Source organism: Bombella pollinis, from assembly GCF_026385485.1.
GTDB classification, from domain to species: Bacteria; Pseudomonadota; Alphaproteobacteria; order Acetobacterales; family Acetobacteraceae; genus Bombella; species Bombella pollinis.
This window is the reverse complement of record NZ_JANIDX010000001.1, coordinates 35,701-49,589: the sequence shown is the minus strand read 5'-3', so window position 1 is coordinate 49,589 and position 13,889 is coordinate 35,701. Positions and strand designations below refer to the sequence as shown.

Sequence of the window (13,889 nt, the reverse complement as noted above, 5' to 3'; positions counted from 1 at the left end):
GATGATTCTCCCAAGCCGTTAGCGGCCAAGTCGTACTGGCAGATGCGCCTTGTGTAAGGCTTGCTTGATCTCGTTAATTTTAAATTGACCGAAGTGGAACACACTCGCGGCGAGAAGTCCACTCGCACCAGCCTGCGCCCCTTCGACAAAATGAGTAAGTTCCCCTACCCCGCCAGAGGCAATAACGGGGATGGAGACACGCTGGCACACAGCGCGGAGGAGGTCTAAATCAAAGCCAGAGCGTGTGCCGTCACGATCCATACTGGTAAGGAGGATTTCCCCCGCCCCACGCTCTGCCATTTGTTCAGCCCAAGTGAGGGCATCTAACCCTGTAGGCTCGCGCCCACCTTTGGCATAAACCTCCCAACCACCCCGGCTATTGCTACGGGCATCGATAGCGACAACAACGCATTGGCTGCCAAAGCGTTCGGCTGCTTCATTGATGAAATGGGGCGTACGAATCGCAGCGGAATTAATAGCGCATTTATCAGCCCCGCTGAGGAGGAGCTTCCGCATATCCCCACAGCTTCGCACCCCGCCCCCAACTGTAAGGGGAAGCTGGACTTCGGCGGCTGTGCGCTTGACAACATCAAAGATGGTTTCACGGTTATCAGAGCTTGCCGTGATGTCTAAAAAGGTTAGCTCATCTGCCCCAGCAGCATCATAAAGGCGTGCTTGCTCGACAGGGTCGCCAGCATCACGGAGGGAGACAAAATTAACCCCTTTGACAACACGGCCATCACAAACATCAAGGCAGGGGATGACGCGTAGCTTTAGCATGTCCCCTCCAACACCTGTAGGGCCTCTGGGAGGGAGAGGCGTCCATCATAAAGGGCGCGTCCAACAATCACCCCCGTAATGCCCGGTGTTTCTTCAGCAGCACGGCGTAAGGCGTGGAGATGCTCTAACGTGCCAACCCCGCCACTGGCGATGATAGGGATGGAAACATGTCGCGCTAAGGCCGCTGTTTGCTCAATATCAAGCCCTTCTAACATGCCATCACGAGTAATCTCGGTGAAGATGATAGCCGCAACCCCGGCATCCTCCATATGGCGGGCGAGGTCTGTCGTGGTGAGTTCGGAGACTTCTGCCCAGCCTTCTGTAGCAACACGGCCTTGGCGGGCATCAATCCCCGCGACAATACGGCCGGGCCATGCGCGGGCTGCTTGGCGGACGAGGTCCGGGTCTTTAACGGCAACCGAGCCAAGAATAACCCGGCTCACACCGGCCTCTAACCAGCGTTCGATTGTTTTCATATCGCGCAATCCTCCACCAAGCTGTACGGGGAGGGAGGTATTGGCGATAATGCCTTCAACGGCATCTATATTGGCGGAGCGACCAGCAAAAGCACCATCTAAATCCACAATATGGAGGTGGCGGCAGCCAGCGGCCTCAAAAAGTTTGGCTTGTGCTGGCGGGTCATCTGAATAATGGGTGGCATCATTCATCTCACCTTGGCGTAGGCGTACACACGCCCCGCTTTTGAGGTCAATCGCAGGATAGAGGGTTAGCCCTGTAGAGGTAGGTGTAGGGGCCTGTGGCGTGTGATGAGGCATAGTTGTGGCTCCTCCTGCTACTTGCCATTGGATTGTGCCGCCTTCTGGGACCAGAAGTTTGGAGAAGAATAATCCGCGCACTGTCCGGTCTCCGATTCGTGCAAAATAGGGGTGCGTGCCCCAATGGGTGAAGCCCAATGATGTAAGTAGGGCAATAGCATCGGGTAGAGTTTCCCGCACGCGACAATCCAGCACATGCGCCCCACCAGCGCGTGCGCAGGCGATGACCTTATGCAGGAGTAGCGTTCCTAGCCCTTTATTGCGCTCATAGGGAACGATGAAAAAGGCGGTGATGGTTGCACTAGCTCCGTAAAGCTCGGAGCGTGCTGTAGCATGGGCTAAAATGGCGGCCCCGCAAATGCTGTTATCTGGGGCACGGACGATGAACAGGTCTCGCTCTGGGACGAGGAGCAACCCTTGGAAGAAACGGCGTAACACCCCTGCCTCTGGCGGGGTATGCCAATTAAAAACACCTTCATTGAGAATAGCGGCTGTTGTGCTTTCTATGAGGCTTTCTAGGTCGTCTTCCTCAATCGTATCATGCAGACGTTCCGCCTTATATTGGGCGGGTGGGTCAAATAAGGGCATAGTGATATCACCTAGCCTGCCAGAGGAGGAAATTACCAAGAATGGTCAGCCCAACCTCTTGGCTTTTCTCAACATGGAATTGCGTACCACAGCGATTCCCCTTCGCTACGATGGCAGGTATAGTCATGCCGTAATCCGCTGTGGCGATGACCTCATCCTCATGGGCTTCTTTTAGAGCGTAGGAATGGACAAAATAGCCATGCTCCCCCGGCTGCAACCCTTCTGTCAGGGGGTGGGCACCGGGGGTGAAGCTAAGGGTGTTCCACCCCATATGAGGGAGCTGCAATCCCGCTTTTGCGCTCTCATCCATAGGGGCGATATGCCCATCAATCCAGCCTAGGCCTTCTGTACGGCCATGTTCTAGCCCATAGCGAGCCATGAGCTGCATCCCCACACAAATGCCCAAAAAGGGTGTGCCTTCCGCTGTGGCTTTCTCCAATAAGGGGCGGAGATTGCCAGTATCCAGCCCATGAGCGCAATTTGCAAACGCCCCTTGCCCAGGTAGGATGAGCCGGTCCGCGCTGAGGATGTCCGCTTCCTCACGGCTGATGAGGATATCGGCCTTAATCCCTCGCAGAGCTGCGGCGCGGCGGGCAGCTTGTGCAGCGGAGGCCAGATTGCCGCCATTATAGTCGATTACGACAACGCGCATGAACATTTCCCCCTCAGCCTACGAGACACTTGCTTTTCTTTCAGGCATGTGAGGGCGGTAAAGCAAGCAAAAATTATATAAGGTTTTTTTATAATACACCTTTTGTGGAGGGGATGCGCCCTGCACTGCGCGGGTCACGGGCTAAGGCCATGCGGAGGGCACGGGCAAAAGCTTTAAAGGCACTCTCGGCAATATGGTGGGCATTAGTCCCTGCACGGCCATTCATATGGACGGTAATGCGCGCTGCCATACAGAGGGCGCGGAAGAACTCCTCCACCATTTCGGTTGCCATTGTGCCAATTATCTCGCGGGGGAAGGTGATGTTCCACGCAAGGAAGGGCCGGCCAGAAATATCGACCACCGCTTCGCACAAGGCTTCATCAAGCGGGACGAGGGCAAAGCCAAAACGTTCGATTCCTCGTTTATCGCCAAGGGCACGATAAATGGCCTCCCCTAAGGTGATGCCGACATCCTCAATGGTGTGATGGTCATCAATATGCAGGTCCCCTTTGACGCGCACCTCAAGGTCTAACCCACCATGACGGGCAAGGGCCTCTAACATATGGTCAAAAAAGCCAATCCCAGTCTGGATGGTGCTTTTCCCTTCTCCATCGAGGGAGAGTGAGAGGGCGATGTCTGTCTCGTTTGTTTGGCGATTCAGCGTAGCGGTGCGGGGTGTCTGTGTTGTCATGCGTCCTAATTATACCAGTTTCGGGCGTAATCCAAACTTGCTTATCGCGCTCGTCTGGGGGAGAGTGTTTTGTATCTGATATTCTTATGACGATGGAGAGGGTTAATATCATGACACAGGCTATATCTGATTCGCCTCTCTCTGCGCTATTGGGGCGGTCCTCCACGGGGGACCTTATCGCACCTGCCCCAGAAGGCGATGTGTTGATGCGTATTTTATCCGCAGGTCTTTGCGCGCCTGACCACGGCCATTTATGCCCGTGGCGTTATATTGTCATCACCGGGGCGGAACGGCCCGCTTTTGCTGCGCATGTGGTGGAGGCTGTAGCCCGGCAAGAGCCTGATGCGCCAGAGAAAAAGCGTGAGAAACGCCGCACGCGTTTTAGCGAAACCCCCATGATTATTGCCCTTGGGATGCATATACGCCCCAAACATAAAGTCCCCGTCATAGAGCAAGAAATGGCCGTGGCGGCTGGGGCTATGAATGTGCTGAATGCCTTGCATATGGAGGGCTTTGGTGGGGTATGGATTAGCGGGGCTTTTTGTGAGGACCGCCCCTTACTCCGTCACTTAGGGTTGAAGAAGCCGCATCGTCTGGCAGGTTTCTTATTAGTCGGTACGCCAGAAAAACCCGGCAAGCTTCATAAACGGCCTGATATTGCTGATTATATGGCGATATGGGAGGCGGAACATCCTGTTACATTCCGGGCGGATGAGGAGTCGCATTAAGGTGAGCGTGATGCAGCAGACTGTAATGAGCGATGTTGTTGTTGCAGGCGGTGGCCCTGCGGGTTTAGCCGCAGCTTTATCCTTCGCGCGGGAGGGCTGGGCCGTGCATGTGGTGGAGCCTGCCCCTCATACAGTGCTGGCGTCCCCTGCCTTTGATGGGCGTGAAATCGCCCTCACTCATCATACCGTTCATTGGTTGAAGCAATATGGTGTGTGGGAGGAGATTCCTGCTGAGGCAATTTGTCCCCTAGATGTTGCACGGGTGGAGAGTGGCAGCCTTGGTGGCCCACCCTTAATCTTCCATGCCCCTCAACAATCTGAAGCAACCCCAGAGGGTGAGCCGCTGGGCTATCTTGTGGCTAATCATTTGATTCGCCGTGCGCTTTATCATGTTGTACGGCGCACAGCGGGCATTACGCTTTGTTGTCAGGAGCGCGTAGCGGGCTATCACACCACGCGTGAGGCCGCACATATTCAGCTTGCTAGCGGGGGTACTATACAAGCGCGGCTTTTAGTGGGAGCGGATGGGCGGTTCTCAGCCGTGCGCGAGATGGCCGGGATTGGGGCTATCGTGCATGATTTTGGCATGAGCATTCTTGTCTGCCGGATGCGACATCTCACACCGCATGACAATACCGCCTTGCAATGGTTCTCTGAGAAGCAAACCATCGCTTTGCTGCCTGTTGCATCAGATGGCGGGATGGGGGATGTGTCCTCTCTGGTCTTGACCCTTCCGCCCGATGAGATTGCCCGCCTCCGCAGCGCAGCGGATGAGGCGTTTAACGCAGAAATCACCCAACGTACGGATGAGCGGCTCGGCCTTTTGCGTGTTGTGAGTGACCGCATCACCTACCCCCTTAAAGCGGTTTATGCGCACCGTTTCCACGGGCCGCGTGTGGCTTTGATTGGTGATGCCGCTGTGGGGATGCACCCTATTACCGCTCATGGCTTCAATTTTGGGATTCGCGGGCAAGAATGTTTGGTGCAGGAGTTGAGCGCAGGCTCTGGTGACCCGGGTGAGGCAGCAGCGTTGCGGCGGTTTGAGCAACGGCATCGCCGGGCGACCTTCCCGCTCTTTACCGCAACAAACGCGATTGCTGTGGCCTATACGCGTGATGATGGGCCTTTTCCTCTCGCGCGCCGGGCGGGGTTGATGCTGGCTAACCGTCTCACCCCCTTTAAGCGGGCCGTAACGCGGATGCTTATGGACCCTATATAGGGGGATTAGAGCTTATAATTCTGCAAGAAAGCGTCCATCTGCTCATGATGCGCTATGGCATGGATGCGGCGATGAGGGGCTGTATGAGCCGTGCCATCCTCTAGCGGGAGTGGTACATCTAAGGAGCGTGCTAGTAAGGCGAGGGGTGCGGTGGCCTCTGCTCGACCATAAAGGTGGTCGCCTATAATAGGTGTCCCTAATGCGGCACAATGCACCCGTGCTTGATGTGTTTTGCCTGTATGGAGGGTGAGTTCAAGCAGGCTTGTGCTGCCATCATGGGCTAAAACCCGCCATGATGTACGAGCAAGTGCCGCAGCCTTTGTGCCCTCATGGGGGGCTTCACAAACCATCTTCCAACCTTGTTGAGGGGAGGAGACGCGCTTTATAGCGGTGGTGAGGCTACCTGTTGGCTCTGTTGGTTTGCCAGAGACTAACGCCCAATAATGTTTGGTGGTTTGATGGGTGGCAAAGGCCTTTTGTGCAGCAATTAAAGCCGTTTTGCGGAGGGCTACCAGCAAACAGCCCGCTGTATCAGTATCTAAACGATGGACGAGCCATGGCCCTCCACGTTTTTGCGGTGTGAGGCGGCTCTCCACACTATCGCGCGTTTGCGGCCCGGGGTGGACGGCTAGACCTGCGGGCTTATTGATGACGATAAAATGCCGGTCCTCCCATAAGAGGGGTAAGGCGAATCCGGGGCGGAAAAGGGGAGGAGGAGCCATAGGTTAGGCATCATCCTCATCATCATAACCAGCGGTGAGAGACTCCTTGCTTGCGAGGACATCACGTTTGCCCACATGGTTTGCAGCACTGATGATGCCTTCGCGCTCCATTTGGTCGATGATATTAGCGGCGCGATTATACCCAATGCGGAGATGGCGTTGGACAAAGCTCGTGGAGGCCCGTTGCGCGCGGATGACAAGCTCCGTGGCCTGCTCATAAAGGGCGGCGTCTTGGTCATCATCCGTAGCGCGATTCCCCTTGCTGGGGGCTTGCTCTTCCTCATCCGTCTCGTCAGCGAGGACTTCCGTATTATAAACGGGTGCTCCTTTGGAGCGAAGGTCCGCCACCACAGCTTCAACCTCTTCATCGCTGATGAACGGCCCATGCACGCGGGTAATACGCGCACCGCCTTGCATAAAGAGCATATCCCCACGGCCGAGGAGCTGCTCTGCCCCTTGTTCACCTAGGATGGTTCGGCTGTCATATTTATTGGTAACTTGGAAAGAAATACGCGTTGGGAAGTTCGCTTTAATCGTCCCTGTGATGACATCAACAGAGGGCCGTTGTGTTGCCATGATGACATGCACACCCGCCGCACGGGCCTTTTGGGCCAGTCGGAGGACGGAGGCTTCAATCTCTTTACCGGCAACCATCATCAAATCGGCCATTTCATCAATGACGATGACGATATAAGGCAGATGCTCAAGGGGGAGGCGATGCTCATCAAAAACGGGATGGCCCGTCTCTGGGTCATAGCCGGTTTGGATGCGCCGTGTTGGGGTTTCCCCTGTCGCTTTAAGATGACGGATGCGGTCATTATAGCTGCTGATATTACGCACCCCGTGGTCCGCCATAAGCCGATAGCGGCGGTCCATTTCTTGCACAGCCCATTTGAGGGCACTGACGGCTTTAGGCGGCTCCGTTACAACTGGGGTCATCAAATGAGGGATACCCTCATAGATGGAAAGCTCTAGGATTTTCGGGTCAATGAGGATGAGGCGGCAATGCTCTGGGCTTAGCCGGTAAAGTAGTGAGAGGATCATCGCATTAATCCCCACCGATTTACCAGAGCCTGTCGTCCCAGCCACAAGGAGATGAGGCATCCGGGCGAGGTCTGCAAAAATAGGCTCCCCAGCAATATCTTTCCCTAAAGCGAGGGGTAGTTTACCGCGATGCTCCTTCCAGGCGGAGGAGAGAAGAAGTTCGGGGAAATAGACCGTCTCACGCGTAGCGTTGGGGACTTCTATCCCAATGACATTACGCCCCGGTACGGTGGCAATGCGGACGCTCAATACCGCAAGCGTGCGGGCAATATCATCGGCTAAGCCAATCACGCGGGAGGAGCGTATGCCGGGGGCTGGCTCTAGCTCATAAAGCGTGACAACAGGCCCGGCGCGGTAATCTGTGATGGTCCCTTGTACGCCATAATCATCAAGCACCTTTTCCAGCATTTGCGCATTAGCTTGTAAGGCTTCGTCAGAAGGCCCAGTCTCATTATGGTCTGGCAATGGGTTGAGGAGGCTGACAGCAGGAGGAAGCCATGTTGAGGGTGCCGTCATACCCGTTATAGGGGCATGAGGGGCCGCAGAGGGCTGCAATGGTACAGGAACCGGCCCGTTGAATGAGGGTGAAGCATGGCCAGCAAGGGGGGCGGTGGGGGTTATAAGGGGTTCCGCTGCTTTATGACTGTCTGGCACAGAGGCAAAAGCTGTTGCTACAGGCTGTGTAGGATGAGGCGGCATCGTTACATGATGCGTAATATCCTCTAGCTCATGGGCCTCATGCAGCTTTTGGGCTTGTTGGGTTCGGCCGGGGTCATGGCGAATATGGGCAAGCATTCGCGCATAGGGGTTGTCGGCCTCTGCTGCATCGGGCGTGGGGTCTGCCTCAGTCTGTGGTGCAGGGGGGGGCGCAGGGGGGTGTTGTGGTTGGGTTGAGAGCGGCTTTTGCCACGGAGCGACATTATGCGGGGGTAGAGCCTCTGCTTGGCGGTTAAGATTACGTATAATAAAACCAGATGGACGAGGCCCATTGCCGGGCACGGGGCGGTTATAGCGGACAGGCCCTCCCATTGTGGAGGGATAGGCCGTCTCTGGCGTGGTGTCTTCTACTGGTTTGCGTGTGCGTAATAAGGCATGAAGCGGTATCATGATGATAGCACTCATCCCCTTGCCAAGGGACCGCCACTCTCGCCCACTTAACCCCATAGTTAAAGGGCATAGAATAGCGAGCAGAATCAGAGTGAGGAAGGCAGCCACAATCCCCCCCATGCTGCCTGTTTCCTGCGTGGTTAGGGCGAGGAGCTTGCGGGCAAAGAAGACACCGCTCTCCCCTCCTAATCCGCTACTTGTCGGCCATGGGACATCACAACCGGGCAAGGTGAGTTGGAGTAGACCAATCATCATCGCGGCTGTGGGGAGGAAGATGATTGCCCCAACTAGTCGTAAAAGAGGCAGGCCTAAATGGTGGTAACGTAAGAGCTGCCATGTCCATGCTAGTAGGATGAGTACTGGTAGGATGCCAGAAAGCCCTAGGAGCTGGGTAAGAGCATCGGCAATCGTCGCGCCAAAACGGCCGAGTAAATTGGTTGGCTCCGTTCCCGTTGCGGTGTTGAAGGAGGGGTCATGCGGGTTAAAGCTAAAGAGCGAAGCAGCAATGGCAAGAGCCATAGCAAGTAAAATAACGCCCAGTACCTCCATCATCCGCGCGGAGAGGATGCGCGAGAGGGGAGATTCATGCCATGCAGGAATCTCCTCATCATCTGCTATCATACCCCCTAGGGGCGGCTCAATCGTGCCATTGCTTCCCCGTAAAGAGGATGGCAGCAAAGAGCGCAGCTTAGGAGATAAACGAAAGCGAGAAAGCACAGGGGCGTATCCTCTGGCAGGCTATAGGCATGGTATGAGAGAGCAAGGATAACCTATTTTACCTGATTCTGAAATAATGAACCCCTCAGACCTTATAAAGGTAGCGGAGGGCGGGTCCCTGTTACGCTATTATCATGCCGCCAAATATGTATGCTCGCCGCCCCGAAGCTTCGTTGTGCAAGTAGCGGGGGCGGTAGTGCGGTGAGGCTGGGTAAAAGATGGGCATGGAAGGGCTGGAAAGGCTCTTCTGGCTCTTTGCCATCCGGGGTGAGGGGCGCACTTTCTGTCTCTGCGATAATGAGGGCCCCATCAGCTACCCATCCAGCACGCCATAAGGCCCGCAATCCCTTTTGCACCAAGCCTTTATGATAAGGCGGGTCGAGGAAAATGAGCGTATGAGGCTGCGGGGCCTTAGGCGGGCGTGTTACATCACAATGGCGCAGCCTTGCGCGTTGTGTCATGCCGCAGGCTTGGAGATTATGTTGTAAGGCTGCAATGCCGGGGCGGCTACCTTCCATAAAGGTAGCAAATTGTGCCCCGCGGGAGAGAGCTTCTAACCCCAGCGCACCAGTACCGGCAAAACTATCCAACACAATGGCTTGCTCTAAAGCATCGCGACCAAACCATGGGGCGTGCATGAGCATATCAAATAAGGTCTGCCGCGCGCGCTGGGCTGTCGGGCGGGTCGTAAGGCCGGGCGGTGCTTGTAGGCGGCGATTACGGGCTGTACCAGCGATGATTCTCATCACCTTAGGACCGTGCCTTCTTTGGCTTTAAGGAGGGGATTTGGTCTATCAGCGTTTTATGAGCCACTTCCTCAAGCTCATGCGGCTTGAGATTACCAAGAGCAAACGGGCCATAAGAGAGGCGGATGAGCCGGCTGACATGGAGGTTCATCCCCATCATCACCTTACGAATCTCACGGTTCTTCCCCTCGCGGAGGCTTACGGTCAGCCAGGAATTATCCCCTTTGGTAGAATCCAGTGTAGCGTCAATAGGGCCATAATGCACACCCTCTATTACACAGCCTTTAGCAAGGGCTTGGAGTTTCTTTTCATCCACAAGGCCAAAGACGCGTACCCGATAACGGCGTATCCATTGGCGGGAGGGGAGTTCTAACTCACGGGCGAGGCTACCATCATTGGTGAGGAGCAATAACCCTTCGGAGTTCAGGTCCAACCGCCCCACGCTGACAACACGCGGCATAGCTTTGGGGAGGGAGGCAAAAACAGTGCGGCGGTCCTCAGGGTCATGATGCGTGGTCACTAACCCCGCTGGCTTGTGGTAACGCCATAGGCGCGTCCGTTGAGGCGGGTCTATTGGTTTGCCATCAACACAAACATGGTCATGGGGGAGGATGAAGGTAGCCGGATGGGTCACGGGCTTACCATCAAGGGTAATGCGCCCTTCCTCAATCATACGCTCAATATCACGACGGCTCGCTACACCACGGCGGGCTAGGGCTTTAGCGATGCGCTCGCCACGTTGCGTTGAGGGGGGAGAGGAGAGGTCGTCAGTCATATTATGCGACATACCGCGCTGAGCCTTTTCTTGGCAATCCATTTACAGCAGGATAAAGCAGCTTTACAGCCATTATTATCCTCATTCTCCGTATGATAAAGCGATGAGCCAAGCCGAGATGCCCCCTGTGCAGGTTATGACCATAAGCCAAGCGATGCACCATGCCCTTACCTTAGCGGAGGAGGCGGCTCGTGCGGGAGAGGTGCCCGTAGGGGCGGTGGTGCTGGATGAACAAGGTCAGATGCTCGCGGCGGCGCGCAACCGTGTGGAAGAAGATTGTGATGCCAGTGCCCATGCCGAGCTATTAGCGATGAGAGAGGCCGCGCAATATTGTGGCTCCTCTCGTCTGATGGATTGTACCGTGATTGTGACGTTAGAGCCTTGCCCGATGTGCGCTGCGGCGATGAGCCATTTTCGTATTCGACGGCTCGTATATGGCGCGTATGACCCTAAGGGAGGGGCAGTGGATCACGGGGCACGGCATTTTCAACAACCCGGCTGTTTGCACCGGCCAGCAGAGATTATTAGCGGGCTGCAAGAGCGTAAGGCAGCGGCCCAATTAAGGGCTTTCTTCCAAGCCTTACGATAGTTGTGTGCTCATCCCAGCAAAGCGCGGCAAACCCCCGTAACGATAATGCCGCAAAGCATAGTGGGCAGGAGAGAAAAACGCGTTGCCGCTAACATGGTGGCAACAAGGCCCAGTAATTCTGCTGGACGACCAGAGGCAAAACTAGGAGCCAGAACAGCGACCAACACACAACCGGGGATGAGGTCCATAATCGCCGTAGCGCGTGGGGAGAGGGACCGCCCAGCAAGGAGAAAATAGCCCGAAATACGTGTGAGATAGGTCACAAAAGCCATAGCGAGAATGGCGATGAGAGCGGAGAGATGGATGGTCATGCCTCTTCTTGCTCCTTATCCACGACAAGGATGGTCATGCCAATGCCCGCTAATGTGCCAAGGGGAACATACCATGCACCGGGTATGAGACGATAAGCCAGTACAGCAACAACGAGGCTCATGGCCCAAGGCATAGCGTTGCGTGCGCCCCGCCACATGCCTTTAAGGAGCATGATAAAAACAGCGGGGAAGGCCATATCTATACCATAGCGTGTTAGGTCTCCCAGTAGATTACCCGTACGTGCGCCGATAAAGGTAAAAATCACCCAACAGAGGTAAAGGCAGACTGTAATACCAATATAAAATCCGGGGCTGAATCGCTTATTAGTACGGCTTTGGAGGTCTGTGAGCGTTAGAGCCCAAACCTCATCACAGAGGAAGAAAAGAAGGATGCAGACTTTCCAACGAGGGAGATGCCGCAGATAGGGCGTTAAGGCCGCTCCCATGAGGATATGACGGCTATTGATGAGGAATGTCACACTCGCTAGGAGCATAATCGCCGGGGGGATAGACCATAACCCTACCGCTGCAAACTCAGAGCCTCCCGCAAAATTAAGCCCCGTCAATAAAGGGACTTCTAAAGCGGAGAATCCCTGTTGGACAGCCTGACTCCCAAGGAGGAGGCCAAAGGGAATAAATGCGATGAGAAGCGGTAAGGAGGCCTTCACACCACGGATGACCTCCGTGAGGAACGCTCCCTTCCCAGAGGGGGGAGATGTGGTCTGCATGAGAGTGAGTGTAAAAGTCTGTCGTTTAATCAGCAAGAGGAGAATGGGGAGAGACCTGCCTTACATATCTTTTAGGTACTGCTTTCTTGCAGAATAGGGCATTTCATCCTTATTTTAATGGCGCGTTTTGGTGATGTACCTTTTAATTTAGAGTGTCAGGATTATCCCTTTATGATGATGCCTTCTCGTTTTTCTTTGGCGTGTCTAGCGGCTTTGCCTGTCATTGGGCTGGCAGCTTCGCCCTTGCCAGCTATGGCGCAGGCAACTCCTATCCGCCCGCAAATGTCTGGCGGGCAGGGTATTCCAGACTTCGTGCAAATCGTAAAGCAAGTAAAGCCAGCGGTGGTTTCCATCACAGCGCGTATTCGTGAGGGGATGGATGATGACGATAATGGCGAGATGAATGGCGGTGGTAATGGCCCGCAAGGATTCTCGTTTTCTTTCCCTTTTCCATTTCAGATGATGCCGGGAGCCCCGTCTAACCGTATGGTTGAGGCGCGTGGTTCAGGGTTTATTATCTCTGCTGATGGGTACATCGTTACAAATAACCATGTGATTAACGGGGCTACGAAGGTCACGGTTAAATTAGATGACGGTACTGCCCTGCCTGCTAAAGTCATCGGTCATGATGCTAAGACAGACATCGCCTTGTTGCGCGTTAAGGCGGATCATCTCCCTTATGTAGAGCTTGGTAATTCTGATGATGTACAGCCGGGGCAATGGGTTGTCGCGGTTGGGAACCCTTATGGCCTCGGGGGCACGGTAACAGCAGGCATTATCTCTGCCCTAGGCCGTGACCTCCATTCTGGTGCGTATAATGATTTTATTCAGGTTGATGCGCCTATCAATCGTGGTAATTCCGGCGGTCCGCTTATTACGTTAGATGGGAAGGTGATTGGCGTAAACTCCATGATTATGTCGCCAAATGGGGGCGGCTCGATCGGTATTGGCTTTGCGATTCCTTCCGCTACGGTGCGTGCTGTGGTGGAGCAGTTACGGACAACGGGCCATGTTGTGCGGGGCTTTATTGGGGTAGAGACGCAAGACATCACACCCACAATGGCCCGTGCCCTTGGGTTAAATGGTGACCATCCGGGGGCTCCGGCTCATGGGGCATTGGTGGCGAATCTCATCAAAGGTGGCCCAGCGGATAAGGCTGGGTTAAAGAGCGGCGATGTGGTTCTCGCTTTGAATGGTCATGATGTCCATAGCGCGCATGACCTCGCCGTGAAGGTCGTTGCTCTAGCTCCCGGCGCACAGGGGACATTCAGCATTTTGCGTGATGGTAAACCTCAAAGCGTGACCATTACTATCGGTAATCAAACACGCAACGGGCAAGAGGGGAGTGATGGTAGCACGAATGCTGAGGCCCCATCTGGCAAGCTTGGCCTTGCTTTGGGGGTTCTAACACCGCGTATCCGGCAGGAGTTGGGGTTGGATGATAGCGTGCAAGGCTGTGTTGTAGCCGATGTTACACAAGGCAGCCCCGCGGACCATGCCGGGATTCGCCCCGGTGATATTATCGTGGCTGTGGGTAATCAGCTCACCGCTAATCCTCATGCCGTAGTGGCCTTGGTGCAAAAGGCCCTTAAACAACACCAGCCTCCTTTGTTGCGTATCCTACGGGACGGACAACAACTCTTTGTCGCTGTCTCCCCTAATGGAGGGGCTGATGGTGATGATGATAGTGATGGCGATACCCCCTAAGGGGGTAGG

General features: G+C 55.0%; 14 protein-coding genes. 4 read left to right on the top strand and 10 right to left on the bottom strand.

All coding sequences use genetic code 11. The annotated features are described in order from the left end of the window. Positions 1-18: 18 nt before the first annotated feature. The 4 genes from hisF to hisB form a co-directional block, all read right to left on the bottom strand. Positions 19-780 carry an imidazole glycerol phosphate synthase subunit HisF gene (gene hisF, locus NQF89_RS00285; RefSeq protein ID WP_266137230.1) on the bottom strand — a complete coding sequence of 254 codons (762 nt, stop codon included), beginning with the start codon at positions 778-780 and terminating at the stop codon, positions 19-21. Next, complete coding sequence (gene hisA, locus NQF89_RS00280; protein ID WP_266137229.1) at positions 774-2,144, bottom strand: 1-(5-phosphoribosyl)-5-[(5-phosphoribosylamino)methylideneamino]imidazole-4-carboxamide isomerase; 1,371 nt, start codon at positions 2,142-2,144, stop codon at positions 774-776. Before hisA ends, hisF begins: the two co-directional genes overlap by 7 nt. A 7-nt stretch (positions 2,145-2,151) precedes the next feature. Beyond that, complete coding sequence (gene hisH, locus NQF89_RS00275) at positions 2,152-2,796, bottom strand: imidazole glycerol phosphate synthase subunit HisH (RefSeq protein ID WP_155572702.1); 645 nt, start codon at positions 2,794-2,796, stop codon at positions 2,152-2,154. Positions 2,797-2,884: 88 nt separating this feature from the next. Then, entirely contained in the window at positions 2,885-3,487 is a 603-nt protein-coding gene (gene hisB / locus NQF89_RS00270; protein WP_266137228.1) for an imidazoleglycerol-phosphate dehydratase HisB, read from the bottom strand. 110 nt (positions 3,488-3,597) lie between these two features. On the opposite strand from hisB, the gene NQF89_RS00265 reads away from it, so the two are divergent. Together NQF89_RS00265 and ubiM are read left to right on the top strand one after the other, a co-directional pair. Next, complete coding sequence (locus tag NQF89_RS00265) at positions 3,598-4,215, top strand: nitroreductase family protein (RefSeq protein WP_099026399.1); 618 nt, start codon at positions 3,598-3,600, stop codon at positions 4,213-4,215. A gap of 10 nt (positions 4,216-4,225) precedes the next feature. Next, a complete protein-coding gene (gene ubiM, locus NQF89_RS00260) occupies positions 4,226-5,434 on the top strand; it encodes a 5-demethoxyubiquinol-8 5-hydroxylase UbiM (RefSeq protein WP_266137227.1) in 1,209 nt (402 codons plus the stop codon). Positions 5,435-5,439: 5 nt separating this feature from the next. On the opposite strand, the gene NQF89_RS00255 is transcribed toward ubiM, so the two are convergent. The 4 genes from NQF89_RS00255 to NQF89_RS00240 form a co-directional block, all read right to left on the bottom strand. Beyond that, positions 5,440-6,156, bottom strand: coding sequence for an RluA family pseudouridine synthase (locus tag NQF89_RS00255; RefSeq protein WP_155572705.1), 717 nt, complete (start codon positions 6,154-6,156; stop codon positions 5,440-5,442). Positions 6,157-6,159: 3 nt separating this feature from the next. Continuing rightward, positions 6,160-9,024 (bottom strand): DNA translocase FtsK, encoded by a 2,865-nt coding sequence (locus NQF89_RS00250; RefSeq protein WP_407652333.1) that lies wholly within the window; start codon positions 9,022-9,024, stop codon positions 6,160-6,162. Between the two features lie 92 nt (positions 9,025-9,116). After that, the gene (locus tag NQF89_RS00245; RefSeq protein ID WP_266137369.1) at positions 9,117-9,770 is read right to left on the bottom strand and encodes an RsmD family RNA methyltransferase; all 654 of its coding nucleotides are present in this window, start codon (positions 9,768-9,770) and stop codon (positions 9,117-9,119) included. Positions 9,771-9,774: 4 nt separating this feature from the next. Continuing rightward, on the bottom strand, positions 9,775-10,545 hold the full coding sequence (locus NQF89_RS00240; protein WP_099026674.1) for a pseudouridine synthase: 771 nt from the start codon (positions 10,543-10,545) through the stop codon (positions 9,775-9,777). Between the two features lie 103 nt (positions 10,546-10,648). Here NQF89_RS00240 and NQF89_RS00235 point away from each other — a divergent pair, with 103 nt between their 5' ends. After that, entirely contained in the window at positions 10,649-11,134 is a 486-nt protein-coding gene (locus NQF89_RS00235; protein ID WP_230880569.1) for a nucleoside deaminase, read from the top strand. An 8-nt stretch (positions 11,135-11,142) separates the two neighbouring features. Here the strand turns inward: NQF89_RS00235 and NQF89_RS00230 are convergent, their stop codons facing one another. Next, on the bottom strand, positions 11,143-11,445 hold the full coding sequence (locus tag NQF89_RS00230) for an AzlD family protein (RefSeq protein WP_155572706.1): 303 nt from the start codon (positions 11,443-11,445) through the stop codon (positions 11,143-11,145). Next, positions 11,442-12,173 carry an AzlC family ABC transporter permease gene (locus NQF89_RS00225; protein WP_155572707.1) on the bottom strand — a complete coding sequence of 244 codons (732 nt, stop codon included), beginning with the start codon at positions 12,171-12,173 and terminating at the stop codon, positions 11,442-11,444. Before NQF89_RS00225 ends, NQF89_RS00230 begins: the two co-directional genes overlap by 4 nt. Positions 12,174-12,344: 171 nt before the next feature. Here NQF89_RS00225 and NQF89_RS00220 point away from each other — a divergent pair, with 171 nt between their 5' ends. After that, positions 12,345-13,880 carry a Do family serine endopeptidase gene (locus tag NQF89_RS00220; protein WP_407652332.1) on the top strand — a complete coding sequence of 512 codons (1,536 nt, stop codon included), beginning with the start codon at positions 12,345-12,347 and terminating at the stop codon, positions 13,878-13,880. The last annotated feature ends 9 nt before the right edge of the window (positions 13,881-13,889 follow it).

Coding starts and splice junctions, on each gene's coding strand:
- hisF (WP_266137230.1), bottom strand. CDS start 780: ATGCTAAAGCTACGCGTCATCCCCTGCCTTGATGTTTGTGATGGCCGT.
- hisA (WP_266137229.1), bottom strand. CDS start 2,144: ATGCCCTTATTTGACCCACCCGCCCAATATAAGGCGGAACGTCTGCAT.
- hisH (WP_155572702.1), bottom strand. CDS start 2,796: ATGCGCGTTGTCGTAATCGACTATAATGGCGGCAATCTGGCCTCCGCT.
- hisB (WP_266137228.1), bottom strand. CDS start 3,487: ATGACAACACAGACACCCCGCACCGCTACGCTGAATCGCCAAACAAAC.
- NQF89_RS00265 (WP_099026399.1), top strand. CDS start 3,598: ATGACACAGGCTATATCTGATTCGCCTCTCTCTGCGCTATTGGGGCGG.
- ubiM (WP_266137227.1), top strand. CDS start 4,226: ATGCAGCAGACTGTAATGAGCGATGTTGTTGTTGCAGGCGGTGGCCCT.
- NQF89_RS00255 (WP_155572705.1), bottom strand. CDS start 6,156: ATGGCTCCTCCTCCCCTTTTCCGCCCCGGATTCGCCTTACCCCTCTTA.
- NQF89_RS00245 (WP_266137369.1), bottom strand. CDS start 9,770: ATGAGAATCATCGCTGGTACAGCCCGTAATCGCCGCCTACAAGCACCG.
- NQF89_RS00240 (WP_099026674.1), bottom strand. CDS start 10,545: ATGACTGACGACCTCTCCTCTCCCCCCTCAACGCAACGTGGCGAGCGC.
- NQF89_RS00235 (WP_230880569.1), top strand. CDS start 10,649: ATGAGCCAAGCCGAGATGCCCCCTGTGCAGGTTATGACCATAAGCCAA.
- NQF89_RS00230 (WP_155572706.1), bottom strand. CDS start 11,445: ATGACCATCCATCTCTCCGCTCTCATCGCCATTCTCGCTATGGCTTTT.
- NQF89_RS00225 (WP_155572707.1), bottom strand. CDS start 12,173: ATGCAGACCACATCTCCCCCCTCTGGGAAGGGAGCGTTCCTCACGGAG.
- NQF89_RS00220 (WP_407652332.1), top strand. CDS start 12,345: ATGATGATGCCTTCTCGTTTTTCTTTGGCGTGTCTAGCGGCTTTGCCT.